The sequence below is a fragment of the Gracilibacillus sp. YIM 98692 genome (assembly GCF_010993965.1).
In the GTDB taxonomy this organism is placed as follows: domain Bacteria; phylum Bacillota; class Bacilli; order Bacillales; family Amphibacillaceae; genus Gracilibacillus.
On the sequence record NZ_WIXM01000049.1, the window covers coordinates 1 to 16,160 of the forward strand.

At 36.2% G+C, this 16,160-nt stretch carries 17 protein-coding genes; 2 read left to right on the forward strand and 15 right to left on the reverse strand.

From position 1 onward, the window contains the following. Positions 1-532: 532 nt before the first annotated feature. The 5 genes from ytzI to GHD00_RS20000 all read right to left on the reverse strand — a co-directional run bounded on the left by ytzI (position 533) and on the right by GHD00_RS20000 (position 5,953). Positions 533-682 carry a YtzI protein gene (ytzI, locus tag GHD00_RS19980; protein ID WP_163539956.1) on the reverse strand — a complete coding sequence of 50 codons (150 nt, stop codon included), beginning with the start codon at positions 680-682 and terminating at the stop codon, positions 533-535. Between the two features lie 56 nt (positions 683-738). Further along, positions 739-1,980, reverse strand: coding sequence for an aminopeptidase (locus tag GHD00_RS19985; protein ID WP_163539957.1), 1,242 nt, complete (start codon positions 1,978-1,980; stop codon positions 739-741). Positions 1,981-2,029: 49 nt separating this feature from the next. Continuing rightward, the gene (locus GHD00_RS19990; RefSeq protein ID WP_163539958.1) at positions 2,030-3,904 is read right to left on the reverse strand and encodes an ABC-F family ATP-binding cassette domain-containing protein; all 1,875 of its coding nucleotides are present in this window, start codon (positions 3,902-3,904) and stop codon (positions 2,030-2,032) included. Between the two features lie 52 nt (positions 3,905-3,956). Next, complete coding sequence (gene cls, locus GHD00_RS19995) at positions 3,957-5,399, reverse strand: cardiolipin synthase (protein ID WP_163539959.1); 1,443 nt, start codon at positions 5,397-5,399, stop codon at positions 3,957-3,959. 83 nt (positions 5,400-5,482) lie between these two features. Further along, positions 5,483-5,953, reverse strand: a complete 471-nt coding sequence (locus GHD00_RS20000) for an Hsp20/alpha crystallin family protein (protein WP_163539960.1) — start codon at positions 5,951-5,953, stop codon at positions 5,483-5,485. A 269-nt stretch (positions 5,954-6,222) separates the two neighbouring features. Between GHD00_RS20000 and GHD00_RS20005 the strand changes: the two genes are divergently transcribed. Together GHD00_RS20005 and GHD00_RS20010 are read left to right on the forward strand one after the other, a co-directional pair. Continuing rightward, positions 6,223-7,107, forward strand: a complete 885-nt coding sequence (locus GHD00_RS20005; RefSeq protein ID WP_163539961.1) for an SGNH/GDSL hydrolase family protein — start codon at positions 6,223-6,225, stop codon at positions 7,105-7,107. 26 nt (positions 7,108-7,133) lie between these two features. Beyond that, positions 7,134-7,742, forward strand: coding sequence for a YpmS family protein (locus GHD00_RS20010; protein WP_163539962.1), 609 nt, complete (start codon positions 7,134-7,136; stop codon positions 7,740-7,742). Between the two features lie 5 nt (positions 7,743-7,747). On the opposite strand, the gene GHD00_RS20015 is transcribed toward GHD00_RS20010, so the two are convergent. From GHD00_RS20015 to merR, 10 genes are all read right to left on the reverse strand, one after another. Further along, positions 7,748-8,386, reverse strand: a complete 639-nt coding sequence (locus GHD00_RS20015) for a response regulator (RefSeq protein ID WP_163539963.1) — start codon at positions 8,384-8,386, stop codon at positions 7,748-7,750. 19 nt (positions 8,387-8,405) lie between these two features. Next, positions 8,406-9,434, reverse strand: a complete 1,029-nt coding sequence (locus GHD00_RS20020; protein ID WP_163539964.1) for a sensor histidine kinase — start codon at positions 9,432-9,434, stop codon at positions 8,406-8,408. Beyond that, positions 9,431-10,150, reverse strand: coding sequence for a cell wall-active antibiotics response protein LiaF (liaF, locus tag GHD00_RS20025; protein WP_163539965.1), 720 nt, complete (start codon positions 10,148-10,150; stop codon positions 9,431-9,433). The genes GHD00_RS20020 and liaF overlap by 4 nt, the downstream gene beginning before the upstream one ends. A 65-nt stretch (positions 10,151-10,215) precedes the next feature. Beyond that, the gene (locus GHD00_RS20030) at positions 10,216-10,845 is read right to left on the reverse strand and encodes a PspA/IM30 family protein (RefSeq protein ID WP_163539966.1); all 630 of its coding nucleotides are present in this window, start codon (positions 10,843-10,845) and stop codon (positions 10,216-10,218) included. Positions 10,846-10,900: 55 nt separating this feature from the next. Further along, positions 10,901-11,221, reverse strand: coding sequence for a lmo0954 family membrane protein (locus tag GHD00_RS20035; RefSeq protein ID WP_163539967.1), 321 nt, complete (start codon positions 11,219-11,221; stop codon positions 10,901-10,903). A gap of 393 nt (positions 11,222-11,614) precedes the next feature. Continuing rightward, complete coding sequence (locus GHD00_RS20040) at positions 11,615-12,031, reverse strand: DUF3021 domain-containing protein (RefSeq protein ID WP_163539968.1); 417 nt, start codon at positions 12,029-12,031, stop codon at positions 11,615-11,617. Then, complete coding sequence (locus GHD00_RS20045; RefSeq protein ID WP_163539969.1) at positions 12,028-12,489, reverse strand: LytTR family DNA-binding domain-containing protein; 462 nt, start codon at positions 12,487-12,489, stop codon at positions 12,028-12,030. Before GHD00_RS20045 ends, GHD00_RS20040 begins: the two co-directional genes overlap by 4 nt. A gap of 278 nt (positions 12,490-12,767) precedes the next feature. Then, the gene (locus tag GHD00_RS20050; protein WP_163539970.1) at positions 12,768-14,933 is read right to left on the reverse strand and encodes a DNA topoisomerase III; all 2,166 of its coding nucleotides are present in this window, start codon (positions 14,931-14,933) and stop codon (positions 12,768-12,770) included. A gap of 149 nt (positions 14,934-15,082) precedes the next feature. Then, positions 15,083-15,325 carry a MerC domain-containing protein gene (locus GHD00_RS20055; RefSeq protein ID WP_163539971.1) on the reverse strand — a complete coding sequence of 81 codons (243 nt, stop codon included), beginning with the start codon at positions 15,323-15,325 and terminating at the stop codon, positions 15,083-15,085. Positions 15,326-15,398: 73 nt separating this feature from the next. Further along, entirely contained in the window at positions 15,399-15,812 is a 414-nt protein-coding gene (gene merR / locus GHD00_RS20060; RefSeq protein WP_163539972.1) for an Hg(II)-responsive transcriptional regulator, read from the reverse strand. Between the last annotated feature and the right edge of the window lie 348 nt (positions 15,813-16,160).

The following is a 16,160-nucleotide window of genomic DNA, read 5'->3' on the forward strand; positions in this document are numbered from 1 at the left end:
CTATTTTTCCTTTCAGCCTGTGATTGATTCTTTTTCACTCAAAACAGCACAGTTTTTCAGTGGCCTCGCGCTGTTCCCCCAGGAGTCTACGTATATTTCTTCCGCTAGTGAGTAGTAAGAATATGTTTTTTTCTCACTTAAAACGAGCACCAATCCAAGCTGCGGAAAAATGCGAGACTCCTGTGGGAAAGGAACAGTCTGAAGACCCCTCGGGCGAGCGCTTTTTGCTCGTGAGGAGGCTGAAGCGTTCCCCACGGCAAAGAAGACACTGCGAAAGCGACTAAAGGAAGCTTGAGTAGATGTCGCACTTGTGCCCTTGGGTGAAAGCGAGTGTTGTTCCGCAGCGACGATTAAGCACTCATCTTTAAACGAGTGGGAGGAAAATATTATCAGTTATTGCGCAGTTTATGGATTTTGTGCAGTATTTTTATAATCCTTCTAGAAAGTAAGATTTTATTATTAATAAAAAAGCTGTCAAAACATGCTCATAGTAAGTAATGTTTTTGACAGAGCTTTTTTCACAAATCTTTCTCTAATCTTTCTCTTTTCTTTCATCGCACTTTTCTTCTTCTGGCAGCGGATCAATGGTTTGTTTATACGCATACCCTTTGTTCAATGTCATGATAGATAGAGCTAATACACCAATCACGACAATAATACAAACTATAATGACAACCCACATTTTTATACTCCTTTATCCAATCCATTTACAACAAGGGATGACAAGATAACCCTATATCAGGAATCAAAATCAAGAGCCCATTCTCCTTGGCGAAATACCGGTTCCTCTTTGCCATCTTCTGTTACACCATCAATATCAAGATCAGCAGATCCAATCATAAAGTCAACATGTGTCAAGCTATCATTCACACCATGTTTATCTAACTCCTCTTCATTCATATCAGATCCGCCTTCCAAGTTTGTTGGATAAGCTTTTCCTAATGCGATGTGACAAGATGCATTTTCATCAAATAAGGTGTTATAAAAAATTAAACCAGATTGCGAAATCGGTGAAGAATGCGGAACTAGAGCTAATTCCCCTAAGCGGCTTGCCCCTTCATCTGTATCTAAGAGATGTTTTAATGTATCATAGCCCTTTTCTGCTTCAAAATCAACGACTTTTCCTTCTTTAAATGTAAGACTAAAACCATCAATCATATTTCCGCCATAAACTAGCGGTTTTGTCGCCTTCACTTTGCCATCCACTCCATACTTATCCGGTACTGTAAATACCTCTTCTGTTGGCATATTAGGGTTAAAAGCAAATCCTTTTTCTGTTTTAGTAGCTCCGCCTTTCCAAATATGTCCCTCTGGTAATTCGATACGTAGGTCTGTACCTTCCGCTTTAAAGACAAAGGCCTTGTATTTTTTCTTATTTAAGAATTCCCTTGCCTGATGCAAAATATCGTTATGCTTATCCCATGCCGCTACAGGATCCTCTTTATCTACACGAACAATTTTAAAAATTTCTCCCCATAGGCTCTCGATAGCATCCGCTTTTGATTTATCTGGAAAGATTTTTTGTGCCCAATCCCCTGTTGGAATGGAAATGATCGACCACGGAATCCGATCATTCATCGTATATTGACGAAATTCCTTCATCGCCTCTGCACTCGCTTTATTTGCTTTTGCTACACGCTCTGAATCAATGTCTTTTAATAAATCCGGATTAGTCGAACGAATAGCAAGTAATGCTGCTCCATCCTCTGCAAAATCTAGATGCTTTTGAACTTGCCAATCTGGAATATTCGTTAGCACTTCTTCTGGGGCATTTTCAAACTTTAATAAGGTCAATTCATCATCTGTCCAATTAACATGTACGTTTTTTGCCCCTAATTCATAGGCTTTTCTTGCAACAATTTTAGTGAAATCTGCTCCTTCAATTGAGGAGTTAATGACAAGAGCTTGATCTTTTTGTAAATTGACCCCCGTTTTCAAAGCTAGTTCTGCATATTTTTGTAGCATTTCGTTACTCGCCATACTTGCATCCTCCTTTTTCAATCTTTTACTTTGGTTTGTCTATTCTTTATTACTGCAGCTCTTCCACTTTTAGAGATAAGGTTTCCCATCTCTCCATCTTTTCCTCTAATATTTGTTCTAATTCATTTTGCTTCTTATATAAAGGTTCTACTTTACCTAGGTCACTTCCTGCCTCCGCAATTTCTTTTTTAGTTTCTTCCAATTCTGCTTCTAACTCTGTAATATCATCTTCAATTGTTTCCCACTCTTTTTGTTCATGATAGGAAAGCTTTTTACGTCTTTTTGGCTTTTTATTATCCGCTTTCGGTTTATCAGGCATTTTGTTCATGTCCATTAGTTGCTTACGAAAGTCGGAATAATTACCATAAAAATGATTGAGCTTTTTCTCTCCAGTAAAAGCAATGAGCTGGTCTACAGTTTTATCTAAAAAGTACCGATCATGCGAAACGGTGATGACAACACCAGGAAATTGATCTAAGTAATCCTCTAATACTGCTAAGGTTTCCGTATCTAAATCATTGGTCGGCTCATCTAAAAATAAAACATTTGGCTCTTGCATTAAGACAGTTAATAAATATAAACGACGCTTCTCTCCTCCTGATAACATGCGAACATAAGTCCACTGCTGGGAGCGTGGAAATAAGAATCTCTCTAACATTTGTTCTGCAGTAATAACATCACCATCAATGGTATGAACTACTTCCGCGACCTCTCTTACTAAATCGATGACTCGAACAGTGTCATCTAAAGCAGGATGGTCTTGTGTGTAATAGCCTATTTTCACTGTCTCTCCAACTTCAATATTTCCTTGGTCTGCTTGTTCTTTTCCAGCCAAAATGTTTAATAAAGTCGTCTTTCCACTGCCATTAGGACCTACAATACCGATACGATCTCCTGGCTTAATTAAAAGGCTAAAGTCTTCAAAAAGCGGTTGCCCATCAAAGGACTTCGATAAACGATCTGCTTCCATTACCTTTTTTCCCAGCCTAACAGAACCTACTTGAAAGGAGATCTCGTTCTTTTTTGTATCAAATGTTTTTTCTTTCATTTGTTCAACACGGTCAATCCGAGCTTTTTGTTTCGTCGTACGTGCTTTAACTCCACTCTTTAACCAAGCAATTTCTTTTTTCAGTATGTTTTTATGTTTTTGTTCTGCCTGCAATTCTTGTTCTTCACGAAGGGCTTTCTGTTCAAGGAATGTCTGATAATTCCCTTGGTATGAATATAACTTGCCCTTGTCCAATTCAAAAATACGGTTTGTCATCCGATTTAAAAAATAACGATCGTGTGTCACAAGCATAACAGCACCAGTATATTGCGGAAGGTACTCCTCTAACCATTCAATTGTCTCATTATCTAAATGGTTAGTAGGCTCATCTAATATCAATAAATCTGCTGGTTGAATCAGCGCCTTCGCTATTGCCACTCTTTTCTTTTGACCACCAGATAAAGTTTCCACCTGTTGATCCATGGAAGGGACTCCTAGCTTGCTTAAAATCATCTTCGCTTTTGTCATGGCATCCCATGCTTCCAGACGATCCATCTCTGCCTGCATATCCAACAGTCGTTGCTGGACTTTTCCATCGTTCGGGACCGTTTCTAGCTCTCTCACAACCTTTTCATATTTCCTGAGCGTCACCATGATATCTGCGTCACCGTAATATATTTGGTCCAGTACAGTATAGCCTGTTGTTAACTCAGGATCTTGATCTAAATATTCTATTTGGAAGTCATTTGGATGATCTATACGTCCACTTTCCATCGGCTCTATCCCTGAAATCACTTTAAGGAGGGTTGACTTTCCTGTACCATTAACTCCAATCAAGCCAATTCGATCTTCTGTAGTTAAGGAAAAGGATATTTGATTAAATAATACCTTTTCTCCATGTGTCTTGCTTAACTCTTCCACTTTTAATCCACGCATCGATGTCATCCCTTCTATACTTAAAAACATGACTAATTAAACATTTATTCATCTATAAAATTGGTGAAATTAACCTAGATATCGATTCCTTAAAACGGATCCATAGCGAACGTTTGTGATACTCATCATGTGTTAATAACGTCGAATCTTCCATATCCTTTTCAAATTCATCGACTAACATCTCTGCCACAGTTCCTTGATATAAGAAGGCATTTACTTCAAAATTCAAACGAAAACTGCGCACATCAATATTCGCCGTACCTACGGAAGCAATTTTACTGTCGACTACGATCATTTTAGCATGCAAGAAGCCTTTTTGATAAATATAAACAGTTGCTCCAGCATTTAATAACTCCCCAATATAGGAATAAGTTGCCCAATAAACAAAAGGATGATCGGGCTTATTCGGAATCATAATCCGAACATCTACACCAGAAAGGCTAGCGATTTTCAAAGCATCTAACAGACTCTCATCCGGAATAAAATACGGCGTTTGAATAAAGATATATTCTTTTGCTGACATAATCATTTTGATATAACCATGCTTAATTTGCTCCCATTCAGAATCCGGACCACTAGAAACAATTTGCATACCGACATGACCTTTTGGCTTGCCTGCATAGTATCGTTTATCGTAAACAATATCATGGCGGGATGCTTGATTCCAATCCAGAATAAAACGGGTTTGCATGTGATTAACAGCACTTCCCTCTATTCTTAAGTGGGTGTCTCTCCAATAACCAAAACGTTTATTAGATCCAAGGTACTCATCCCCGATGTTAAATCCGCCAATATAACCAATTTCCCCATCTATAATAGCAAGTTTTCGGTGATTACGATGATTAATTTTCAAGTTAACCTTTGGTATCAATGGCGGGAAAAATCCCTCCACCTCTGCTCCGGATCGGCGCATTTTCTTGATGAGCTTTCGACTTAATCTCCTTGACCCCATATCATCATACAACACACGTACTTTGACCCCTTCAAGTGCTTTTTGCATTAACAAATTTGCCAGTCTTTCCCCCAATTGATCAGAGCGAATAATATAATATAACAAATGAATATGATCTTTTGCTTGTTTAATATCCTCTATTAAAGAATCGAACTTTCGATTCCCTTCTGTAAATATTTCTAATTCATTGTCTTGAGAATAAATCGCATCATTATTTCTTAAATGTAAATAAAACAAGTCCTTATACTGATACAACTGGGGATCATGTATGTGAAATTGCCTGCTTTCAATTTCTCTCATTTGATGCTGAACAGCTGATTTGACCCCTAATTTACTTTTGGTATCCCATGTAAAAATCGTTTTATTACTTAGCTTACGTCCAAAGATAAGATATAAAATAAATCCAAATACAGGTATAAAGGTAAGGACCATAATCCAAGCCCAAGTGGCTGTTGCATTCTTTCTCTCTAAAAAGATAATAGTTAAGGACAAAATAATATTAAAAAATAACATAAAACTTAAAATATATTCCGTAATTTCCAACCTTTCTTCCCCCCTTCTCCAACCCGTTTTCTCCTTATAATATAGCATATGAAAAGAAAAGCTAATAGCAAATAGCCATTAGCTTATTCAATATGCAATGTGTTTTGATCGATCTTTCCTTTCGGGCCTCTAATTTCTAGCACACCGTTATAAAAACGAGCCTTAGCTGTCTTTCTGTCGACCGGATATGGCAATGTTATCAATCTTTGATTGTTTTGCTTACGTCGTTCTTTATGATAATAATGCGTGTTTTGATCATATTTTTCTGTTTCCTCATCATGGGATACCGTGAGTTGAATTTGATTACCAAGCAACTTTATTTGAACTTGATCTCGTTTAATTCCTGGCAGTTCCACTAATACAATCCATTCGGTTTCTGTTTCTTTCACATCTACCGGTATTTTTCTATACCCTTTTGCCTGATCAAAAAAGCTATCAATACTTTCCATAATATTTCTTGTCGGTTTTTCATATAAAAAAGCATCTAACCTTTTCATAAGATCCTCACCCCATTCTGGGATCCCATTCGGTTTATTTTTATCAGCTGAGCTCATTTTTACCCTCTCCTCTCCAGTTTTTATAATAGTCTATGCAATTGCAGCAAGAAGTAATGGGCTTATCCAAAGAATGACAAATGCCATCCACTATTCAGCTTCTTACTACTTTAATTCCTATTCATTTTTGATATATTGGTAATAGACAAGAAATAATCGTGCTGTCATGTTCATTTAAATATAGGCATAAAATAAGGATGACCAGTATATATGTGTGAAGCATCTATTTTCAGGGTAAATATTTAAAAAAATCAATGCAGGTGTTTTTTATGAACAAGAAAAAAGTAATGATGATAACCGTGTCAGCTATAGTGGCTGTTTGTCTATATATTTTTTACAATGAGAACAATGTACAAGACTACCCTCAAGAAGATTCTGCGACTGAAGAACAGAACCAATCTACTGAGGAAGAATCAACGGATATCGAAGAAGAACAAACAGAGGATCAAGAACAGAACTCATCAAGTGGTATACGTGAAACCGTAACTGGCGTAGTCAAGGAAGCATTAAGAATTTTTCAAAAGGATACACATATCGTGGCCATCGGAGACTCCCTAACTCAAGGGGTTGGAGATGAAACAGGCAATGGTGGATATATTGGTATTTTAGAAGAACGATTACGTAATGAAAACCAAAAAGTGACCATTGATAATTTTGGAAAACGTGGGAATCGAACTGACCAATTATTAAAGCGACTGGAATCCGAAGAAATTATTCAATCATTAGGTAAAGCAGATATTGTACTTATTACAATCGGTTCTAATGATATTATGAAAATTGTCAAAGATAACTTCATGCACTTAACAGAAGAACCTTTTCAACAAGAGAGGCAACCATACCGACAGCGACTAGAGCAAATATTATCAACGATCACCTCTATTCAACCAGAAGCAGAAATCTATCTATTAGGGTTGTTTAACCCATTTGAAAAATATTTTAGGGACATTCAGGCTTTGGATAATATTTTAAACCGCTGGAATGAAGAAGGGCGCCAGGCATCCTTTCAATATGAACAAGTAACGTTTGTTCCGCTTCAGGGTATATACAATGAACAAACAGAGAATGTTTTTGCTGATGATAATTTTCACCCTAATCATTCAGGATATGAAATGATTGCTAACAGGGTCCTTACCTACCTGCAAAATGATGATTAATTACTTTGAAGTAGAAGGTGAATATTATGGAAGAGAAAAAAATGTGGAATTGGAGAAAGTTCTTTTTCGTTTTATTATGGGTTAATATTTTAGGGGTTTTACTAATACTCTCTCTTATCTTCTGGCCTTTTTTAGAAACAGTCAATACACCTAAAAAAACCTATTTAGAAAATGAAGAAGGAGCAGAATTTATGATACGCTCTACCAAAGAAAATCTAGATGAGCTTGTCAATGCTTATATCGATAAATCACTCAAAGATGACGAAGATAAATATCGTATTAGTTTTGATGAAGAAGTACACTTAATGGGATCCATTGAAGCATTCAAAACAGAAATACCCATAAAGATAACATTAGACCCCATCGTACAAGAGAATGGAGATATTGTGCTTCAGTCTAAAGAAATGGCTTTAGGGTTACTCCGTCTCCCAAAAGACCGAATATTAAAATATGTAGATGATAGAATCCATACACCAGAATGGATTACTATTAATCCAAAAGAAGAAAACATTTATATTGCTGTGACACAGATGAATGTCAGAAGTAATATTAGAGTCCGCGTTCATCAATTTGACTTGGAAAATGATAACATATCTTTTCGAATTAAGATTCCTAATGATTCATTAGGGTTATAAAGAATTTATTTGTTGGATACCAGTCCATGTTGATAAGCATATACAGCAGCTTGTGTTCGATCATGAACTTCCAGCTTGCTTAATATATTACTGACATGAACTTTTGTTGTTTTTAGGGCAATAAAAAGCTCTTCCGCAATTTCTTGATTTGTTTTACCTTGAGCTATCAACAGTAAAATTTCTTTTTCTCTATTTGTTAACTCTTCATGTGCAAGAGGACTCTGTTTTTTTCTCATATTAGCCATCACTTTTTCTGTCACTTCTTTCTCTAATACGGTTTCACCAGCATAAGTGTCACGGATGGCTTGTGCAATCACTTCTGCTTTAGAAGTCTTTAAGATATAGCTTGTGGCGCCCGCTTCTAAAGCTGGATATACTTTGTCATCATCAATAAAACTTGTCACAATCAAAACCTTAGCTTGTGGCCATTCCTTCATAATTTCTCTTGTTGCTTCTATCCCATCCATCTCTTCCATCACTAAATCCATCAATATCAAATCCGGCCGCATTTCTAACGCTAGCTTTACGGCTTTCTTACCATTATCCGCTTCACCAATCACGTCAATGTCAGGCTGTGTGGACAAATAAGCACTAACACCAATTCGCACCATCTCATGATCATCGACAAATAATACCCTAATCATGATACTCTCCTCCCATCTTCTATTGATTTTTATCAAAATTGGGCACACGTACTTCTAGACGAGTCCCTTTGTCTGGTATACTAACAATTCTTAGATGCCCGCCAATTTCTAGCGAACGTTCCTGCATATTCGTTAACCCATACGATCCAGATTTTTTTTCTTCTACTTGAAATCCTATCCCATCATCTTCTACCTTTAAAATAATGAATTCGTCCCGCTCTATTAAAGATACGTCAATTTGATCAGCTTTTGCATGTCTTAAGGCATTAGAAAAAGCTTCTTGTAATATTCGAAATAGCTGGTCTTCCACTCCTTTATTAGCAGCCACATCTTCTATATGCCATATCACAGATATTGGAACTTTCGCTTTTAACTCTGTTAGCAACTGCTCTATGCCTTCCTTTAATGTTTTATTCTTCAGAAGAATAGGCCTAAGGTGCAGCAGAAGCGCTCGCATCTCTAACTGAGACTGATGTATGATTGCTTCAATTTGATTTAATTGCTTTGAAAATAGAGCATCTTTTTCCGTTTTCGTAGCATTTACCGCTGAGACAAGCATCGATGCAGCAAAAAGTTCTTGGCTAACAGAGTCATGCAATTCACGTGCTAAGCGATTTCGCTCTTCTGATATAACTTGGTTTATTTTTTCTTCTTGTCCTTCCACTCTTTCCTCAATCAATCGTTGCGTACGTTTCGTTTTCTCTTGAAGGAAGGATTGTAACTCGATTAACTTATCAAACAAGCTGTCTAATTCATCAAAGGTGATATCTGTAGAGATCGGTTTACTTTTTAATATCATACTTAATTTTTCCTCAACCATAGAAACTCGCTTTTGTATCACCAAAGATAAGACAATACCTATGACACATCCGAATATAATTGTCATGGTCGGTACAAGTATAACAAAAGGAACTTCCCATACTTTTTCTGTCCATAATGATTGCCATTCCTCTAATGGAAAAGCTAAAAAATATAGGACCGTAAACAAAATAAGAAAGCAAAATGATAATATTATTGACGATGCTATAATTCGCCCATAAAGCCTCATCCTCTTTTCACCTCAAGCTTTCCTGCCACTACTTGAGTTACTATTTTCACTTTCTGAGATGACGCATGGTATCCTTTTGTTTGCAAACGGATGGTGCGGTTAAAAGCATTTCTTTCTTGGTGATCAAACACATAGATATCACCAAATACAACAGAATGATGAATGCTTGCTTCCACATCGTACGGTATGATGACTTGTACATTTCCAAACAAATGACGAAAGACGATAACGGACTCTCCAGTTGGCAGCATCGTATTATTTAAGTCAATCTTTACATCACCTATACCTGATTGCATGTTCATGTCTTCCCATGCAAAAGCGTTTTCTGTTGTGTGATATTGTGCAAACCATTTACTTTGAAAAAATTGATCTTGTTGAATGGTTTCTTCTGTGACATCTATAGATGGCGGAATTTGTTTAGCAGGGTGTTGCTTCTTTTGATACCAATTCCAAAGGAAATAAGCAATAACAGTTAATAACAATAGCCTAATCGCAAACGTGTCAATGAGCGTAATAAAAAGAAAAAAGACACCACCCCAAAAAATGGTCTTACCAGTTACTTTATGATAGGACCTTCGCCCAAAATATAAGGCAATGCTCGCTAATACAACAAGAAATAGAAGGCCAGAGTCCATAAAAATGATTTCTATTAAAAATACAACAACAACTGCTATTATGGATAATTGTATCCAATCTACATTTGATTTTTTCAACATTACACTGGCCTCCTTTCAGAAGTAATAAGGTGCAGTTTATCTGCACCTTTTAGCATAGCATGTTTTTAGTTTGGATTAGAAGTCTTTTTCTCTAATTCCGCGAATCTTGCATCTAATGTATGCAAACGGTGATCTGTATAAACTCGCTGTTCAATGCGTTCAATATAGTTTTCCAGCTCAGCAAACTTCGATGCGCTTTTAGAAACTAGCTCCGTTTCTAATACTTTATTAATCCCTTGCTTCGTTCTTGCAATATTTTCCCTGCTTCTTAGCTCTAAACGTTTGACATATAGATCTTTTAACTTTTGTTTCATTTGTACATATTTTGCTTCTAATGCTTCTAAATCTTTAATCGATTGATCATGCATCCTTGTCAATTGTTGTACTCGTTGTTCAAATTGTTCTAACTCTTGTTGTGCTTCACCCGCTAATTCTACCTCCTGCATCTCTTCCGCAAGTAGTTTATGCCTGTTTCTTTTCTCCACCATCATTTTTGCTTGGCTTAATTCTCGTGACATATCTTGTTTAATATGATATTGCTTTTCTACTAACCTTTTTATTTTTTTTACTTCATGTTCACAGTCGCGAATATATTGGTTCACATGAGCAATAGGGTTTTTCTCCTCTTTTTGATCCATTAAATCATGTAAATCTGCCATTACTGAATCTTTTATACGTGTCAATAAATGAGACATATAGGATTCCTCCTTTATTTAATTATCTATTAAGAACCATTCCGTTTTTATTATGTTACAATTCATTCAAGCTTAAATAATCTTCCTTATAATAAGTATTTTCTTTTTCTTGCTTATATTTTTTATAGGTGTAATACAACACTACTAATGCAACGACTCCAATTAACGCAGGTATATTAGACAATGAAATAGATATCCCAATGAGAATGACGATCGCCCAAAGTACTTTTTTGCCAGTTGAATTTACTAATATAAATTTCTTTATGCCGTAGTAGGAAATGGCGATACTAATCAGGAGCATAATCATTGGTCCTATATTCGCCAGTAAAATGATTGCCGCTACGACAGCTAAACAAATGAGAAGAAATGTTTTCATTAGCGCTCCCTCCTTTCTTACCTCTATCATAGCTTGTCCGCCCTCTCCGCTGAACTGTCCCTAGTTATATTTTCATCTAAGACCAGAGGCTTATTTTTAGGAAGACCGTTATTTAAAAGATTGTTGCTTTTTCACAATAAATCTCATGGCACAATAGCTATAAACTGCGAAGTAACTTATAAATATTATCCTCCCACTCGTTTAACGATGAGTGCTTAATCGTCGCTTCGGAAAAACACTCGCTTTCACCCAAGGGCACAAGTGCCACATCTCAAATGAGAATGGAAGGAATCTACACCGAGACAAATTTTCGCTATTGCGCAGTTTTGTTCAACTGTGCAGTAATTTGCGAAAATTTCTTATGAAAAAGCACCGGATGCTTCACCCGGTGTTTTACTTTTGAATATATTGTAAGTCTTCGTTCATTTTTTTCGATTCTTTTTTATAATACAAATAGAAACTAAGCCAAATAGAAATATAAACTAGTAAAAATAGTATGGTGAATATTACTATTGATTGCCAATCCAATGGAATCCATCCTATACCCAGTGCTAAAATGAAATAAAGGATAGTGACAGTGATGAAATGAAGAGCAGTCTGTTTAAACAAGCTAATAGAATTTATCTCAAAATAAAGTGGCGTTACGGTAAAAAACCAACCACAAAACATCGAGCCAAGAGAATTTTTAAGAAAAAGCCCTCCATCTAATACTTCTGTGCCCCCTATCAAAATAATCCCATTTGTTACCATAACCGAAACAAATGCACCAAACATAATACCGATCATGCTTTTTATTAAAAATTTCTTCATTTATTTTTCCTCCCTCTATTTATTTTTAATATTTCTTTTAACTTTGGAACATAATGTCTCGAAACATACTCCTTTGCTCCTGATTTAAAATAGACGCAGAGTGTTCCATTAAAGGAAGGCTCAAAACGACTCAATTCATACACATTAGCAATAACAGACTTAGATAAACGAATAAATTTTGTATACGGAAGCGTTTCTTCTAATTCGTACAGTTTCTCCTTTATTTGAAATGTTCCTTTTGAAGTAACCACTTTTACCGTATCTGCTTCAGAATAGAAATAGTGTACATCCTCTGGATTTAAGATATGCTGCATGTCTCCATTCTTCCCTATAATAAACTCCTTTTCTCTCTCACCTAGAAAATCTAGGATTCTTTTAATCGATTCATTCATTTCTTTAGATTGAATTGTGATCGTCGTATCTTCATAACGTTGATCAAAGTCCAAATTGACCTTCATCTTTTTTCCCCCTTCCCATGGCGTTAACTTACTTTATATCATAATAAATTCTATTCTTTATTACAGCACAATACAGATAAGGAGTTAAAAATGAGAAACAAGACGCAAATATTGGCGTGCCACTTTCTAATAAAGAAAACTCGGCGATTGACGAGCCTTTGTCAAAGTTAGTGCCCTTATCTATCTTCCTAATCGTGGGATCTACGTCGAATTCACTTTATCTGTATGGAAAAAAAAGACCACCCAAACATCTTTTTGGGTAGCCCTGCTTGTCTTTCCTATTCTTTTTTTAATTTGGCCAAGGCTTCCGCTAATGCAGGGTTTGAAAAATCATCATCTTGCTGTTTCATATATTTCTTAACATCCCGCTTGTTCGCTTTATTTTTCGATTGCTTCTTCTTCCTTTTTTCAAATGATGATAGCTTCTCTCGATACCCACATACACAAGAAAAGGTTTGTGCTTCACCTTGCCCTCGCAACTCCATTTTCTTACTGCATTTAGGGCAACGAGCATTCGTTTTCTTGGCAATATGTTTCTTCTCCCCACATGATCTATCTTGACAGACAAGCATTCTGCCACGCTTTCCATTGACTTCTAACATTAATTTTCCACAGTTTGGACATTTTGTCCCCGTCATATTGTCGTGCTTAAATTTAGCTTCACTTGACTTCACTTGATGAACCACTTGCTTCGTATATCCTCTAATTTCTCTTATGAAAGTATCCTTTTTCATTTTCCCATTAGCTATTTTCTGTAACTTCTCTTCCCATTCTGCTGTAAGAAGAGGAGAGCGTAAATCTTTTGGTACTAATTCTAATAGTTGCTTCCCCTTAGAAGTGATATACAAATATTTTCCTTTTTTCTCTATATAAAAGGTGTTGAATAATTTCTCAATAATATCTGCTCTTGTAGCAACTGTTCCTAACCCACCCGTTGATTGCAGTGTTTTCGTCGCGTGTTTTTCATCCAGCTTCAAAAATTTCGCCGGATTTTCCATAGCTTGTAAAAGCGTTCCTTCTGTCAAACGTTCTGGCGGTTTTGTTTCACCTTCCGCTAACACTAGCCTTGGTTTTCTCCATACCTGACCTTGCTCGATATCGGAAATTTGTTGTTCATCCTTTTCTTCTGATTCCTCTTGATGAACTGCCTTAAAGCCTTGATCTATTACATTTTTACCAGAAGCAACAAATATTTCTCCGTTTATTTCAGCCGTAAGATTTAATTGTTCAAATTGAAAAGGTGGTAATAATACAGCTAAAAAGCGCTTGATCACTAAATCATAGATTTTACGTTCTTGATCATTTAACTTGGAAAGATATACAGGTTCTTCTGTTGGGATAATAGCATGGTGATCCGAAACTTTTTCATTGTTGACATACGACTTATTTGCCTTAATCGGATGTTTTTTTATTTTGGCCGCAACCTTTGCATACGGACCAACTCCGCAGCTAGCAACTCTTTCCTTTAACGTTGGGACAATATCGGTTGACAAGTACTTAGAATCAGTACGTGGATAGGTTAACAGTTTATGCTGCTCGTAAAGTTTTTGCATAATCGAAAGTGTCTGCTTTCCAGAAAAACCAAAAATCCGGTTAGCATCACGCTGCAAATCTGTTAAATCATATAGGGTTGGTGCATAATGTTTCTTCTTCTTCTTATCCACCTTCTTTACTACAGCATCTTGATTATTTAGCTCTTGCATGAGCTGTTCTGCCTTTTGCTTATCAAATAACCTTGCTTCCATTTTCGGGTTTCGCCATGTTAACGTGATCCCCTCTTTTGTATGTGCTTTTATTTGGTAGTAGGTCTTTGGAGTAAATTGTTTGATTTCCTCTTCACGTGCTGCAATCATAGCAAGCGTTGGCGTTTGAACACGTCCACTTGAAAGCTGTGCATTAAATTTTGTAGTAAGTGCTCTTGTCGCATTTAGCCCAACATACCAATCTGCTTCTGATCGAGCAACAGCGGAAGCATATAAATTTTCATATTGCTTTCCTGGCTTTAGATTTTGAAAACCTTGTTTAATCGCTTGATCCGTTACAGAAGAAATCCACAACCTTTTTACAGGTTTATGAACACGTGCTTTAGCTAATATCCACCTAGCCACAAGCTCCCCTTCACGACCAGCATCTGTTGCAATCACAACGTCCTTTACATCTTTACGCATCAGTTGTGATTTGACCGTTTGAAATTGTTTACCCGTTTTCTTCATAACCACAAGCTTCAATCGCTCTGGAAGCATTGGTAAATCTTCCAACTTCCATGTTTTCCATTTATCTTGATATGCTTCCGGATCAGCTAATGTTACTAGATGACCCAGCGCCCATGTTACAATATATTTAGAACCTTCCATATAGCCATTTGTCTTTTTATTACATTTTAATACTCGGGCTATATCTCTTCCAACAGAAGGCTTCTCTGCTAACACTACCGTTTTACTCATGTTTTTCCATCCTTCCTCGGTTGTTGCTTCTATCACTTTAACATAAAAATGAATAAACGTAATGCTATGGCTACTTCATCTTTAGGTCAAGCACAAAAAAGAAGAATTCCACGATGTGAATTCTCCCTTCTTTATTAACTAGGTTCATATTATGAAGAATGACATTTACTTTTATGTGTTGTACATGATGAATTGCACTTTTTATTTTTCCATTTATAAAAAATGACTCCTATCAATACGGCAATAACAGGGATGATCATATAATTTAAATATCCTGTCAGAAAACCAAGACCTATTGCTCCTAAACCGATCGCCAAAAAAGGGGCTATAAAACATAGTGCGCACAAACTAATAGCACCTATACCCGTTGCAAATAATTTATTTTTTTTCATTTTCCCTCTCCAATCTGATTGTGATAATGTTAATTTTTCTATTCGTTATAATTTCAGATATTAACATTCATTGTCATTCGGATTTTCCTGTTAATGTTGTTTCAATAATTTTACATTTATATATATCAGTTTCATTAGGTGCATCACAACAAGTGTGCAATTCCTTTAACATTTTTTCCACCTTTTGCAGATCCCTGATTTTCACTTGAACATCTTTTAACTTCTCTTTTGAGAACTCAATCACATCACTGCATTTCGATTCATCTTTATCGACTACTCCTAAAAGCTTCTCCACTTCTTTTAAAGTAAAGCCAAGTTCCTTCATTCTTTTAATAAAACTTAGACGTTCAACGATTTCTTCTGTATACATTCTATAGCCGCTGTGAGTCCTTTTCGGCTCCGGTATTATACCTAAACGTTCATAGTATCGAATAGTGTCCTTATTCACTTGACTTCTTTTTGCTACTTCTCCTATTTGCAAAGTCATTTTTTCACCTCAAATACATTATAAACCCTGGAGTATACTCCAAGGTCAAGTTGGTATATAAACTATTTTATTTATTAGATTACTTTTTAAAAGATTGTTCTATTTAAAATAAACCTTATTTCACAATATCCATAAACTGCGAAGTAACTTATAAATATTATCCTCCCACTCGTTTAACGATGAGTGCTTAATCGTCGCTTCGGAAAAACACTCGCTTTCCGTGGGGAACGCTTCAGCCTCCTCGGAAGCAAAGACGCTTCCTGCGGGGTCTTCAGACTGTTCAGTCAAGTCCTTAATATTGTGTAAAAGTTAAATACAAGTTTTTAACCTTTTATAGATAATAGTTGG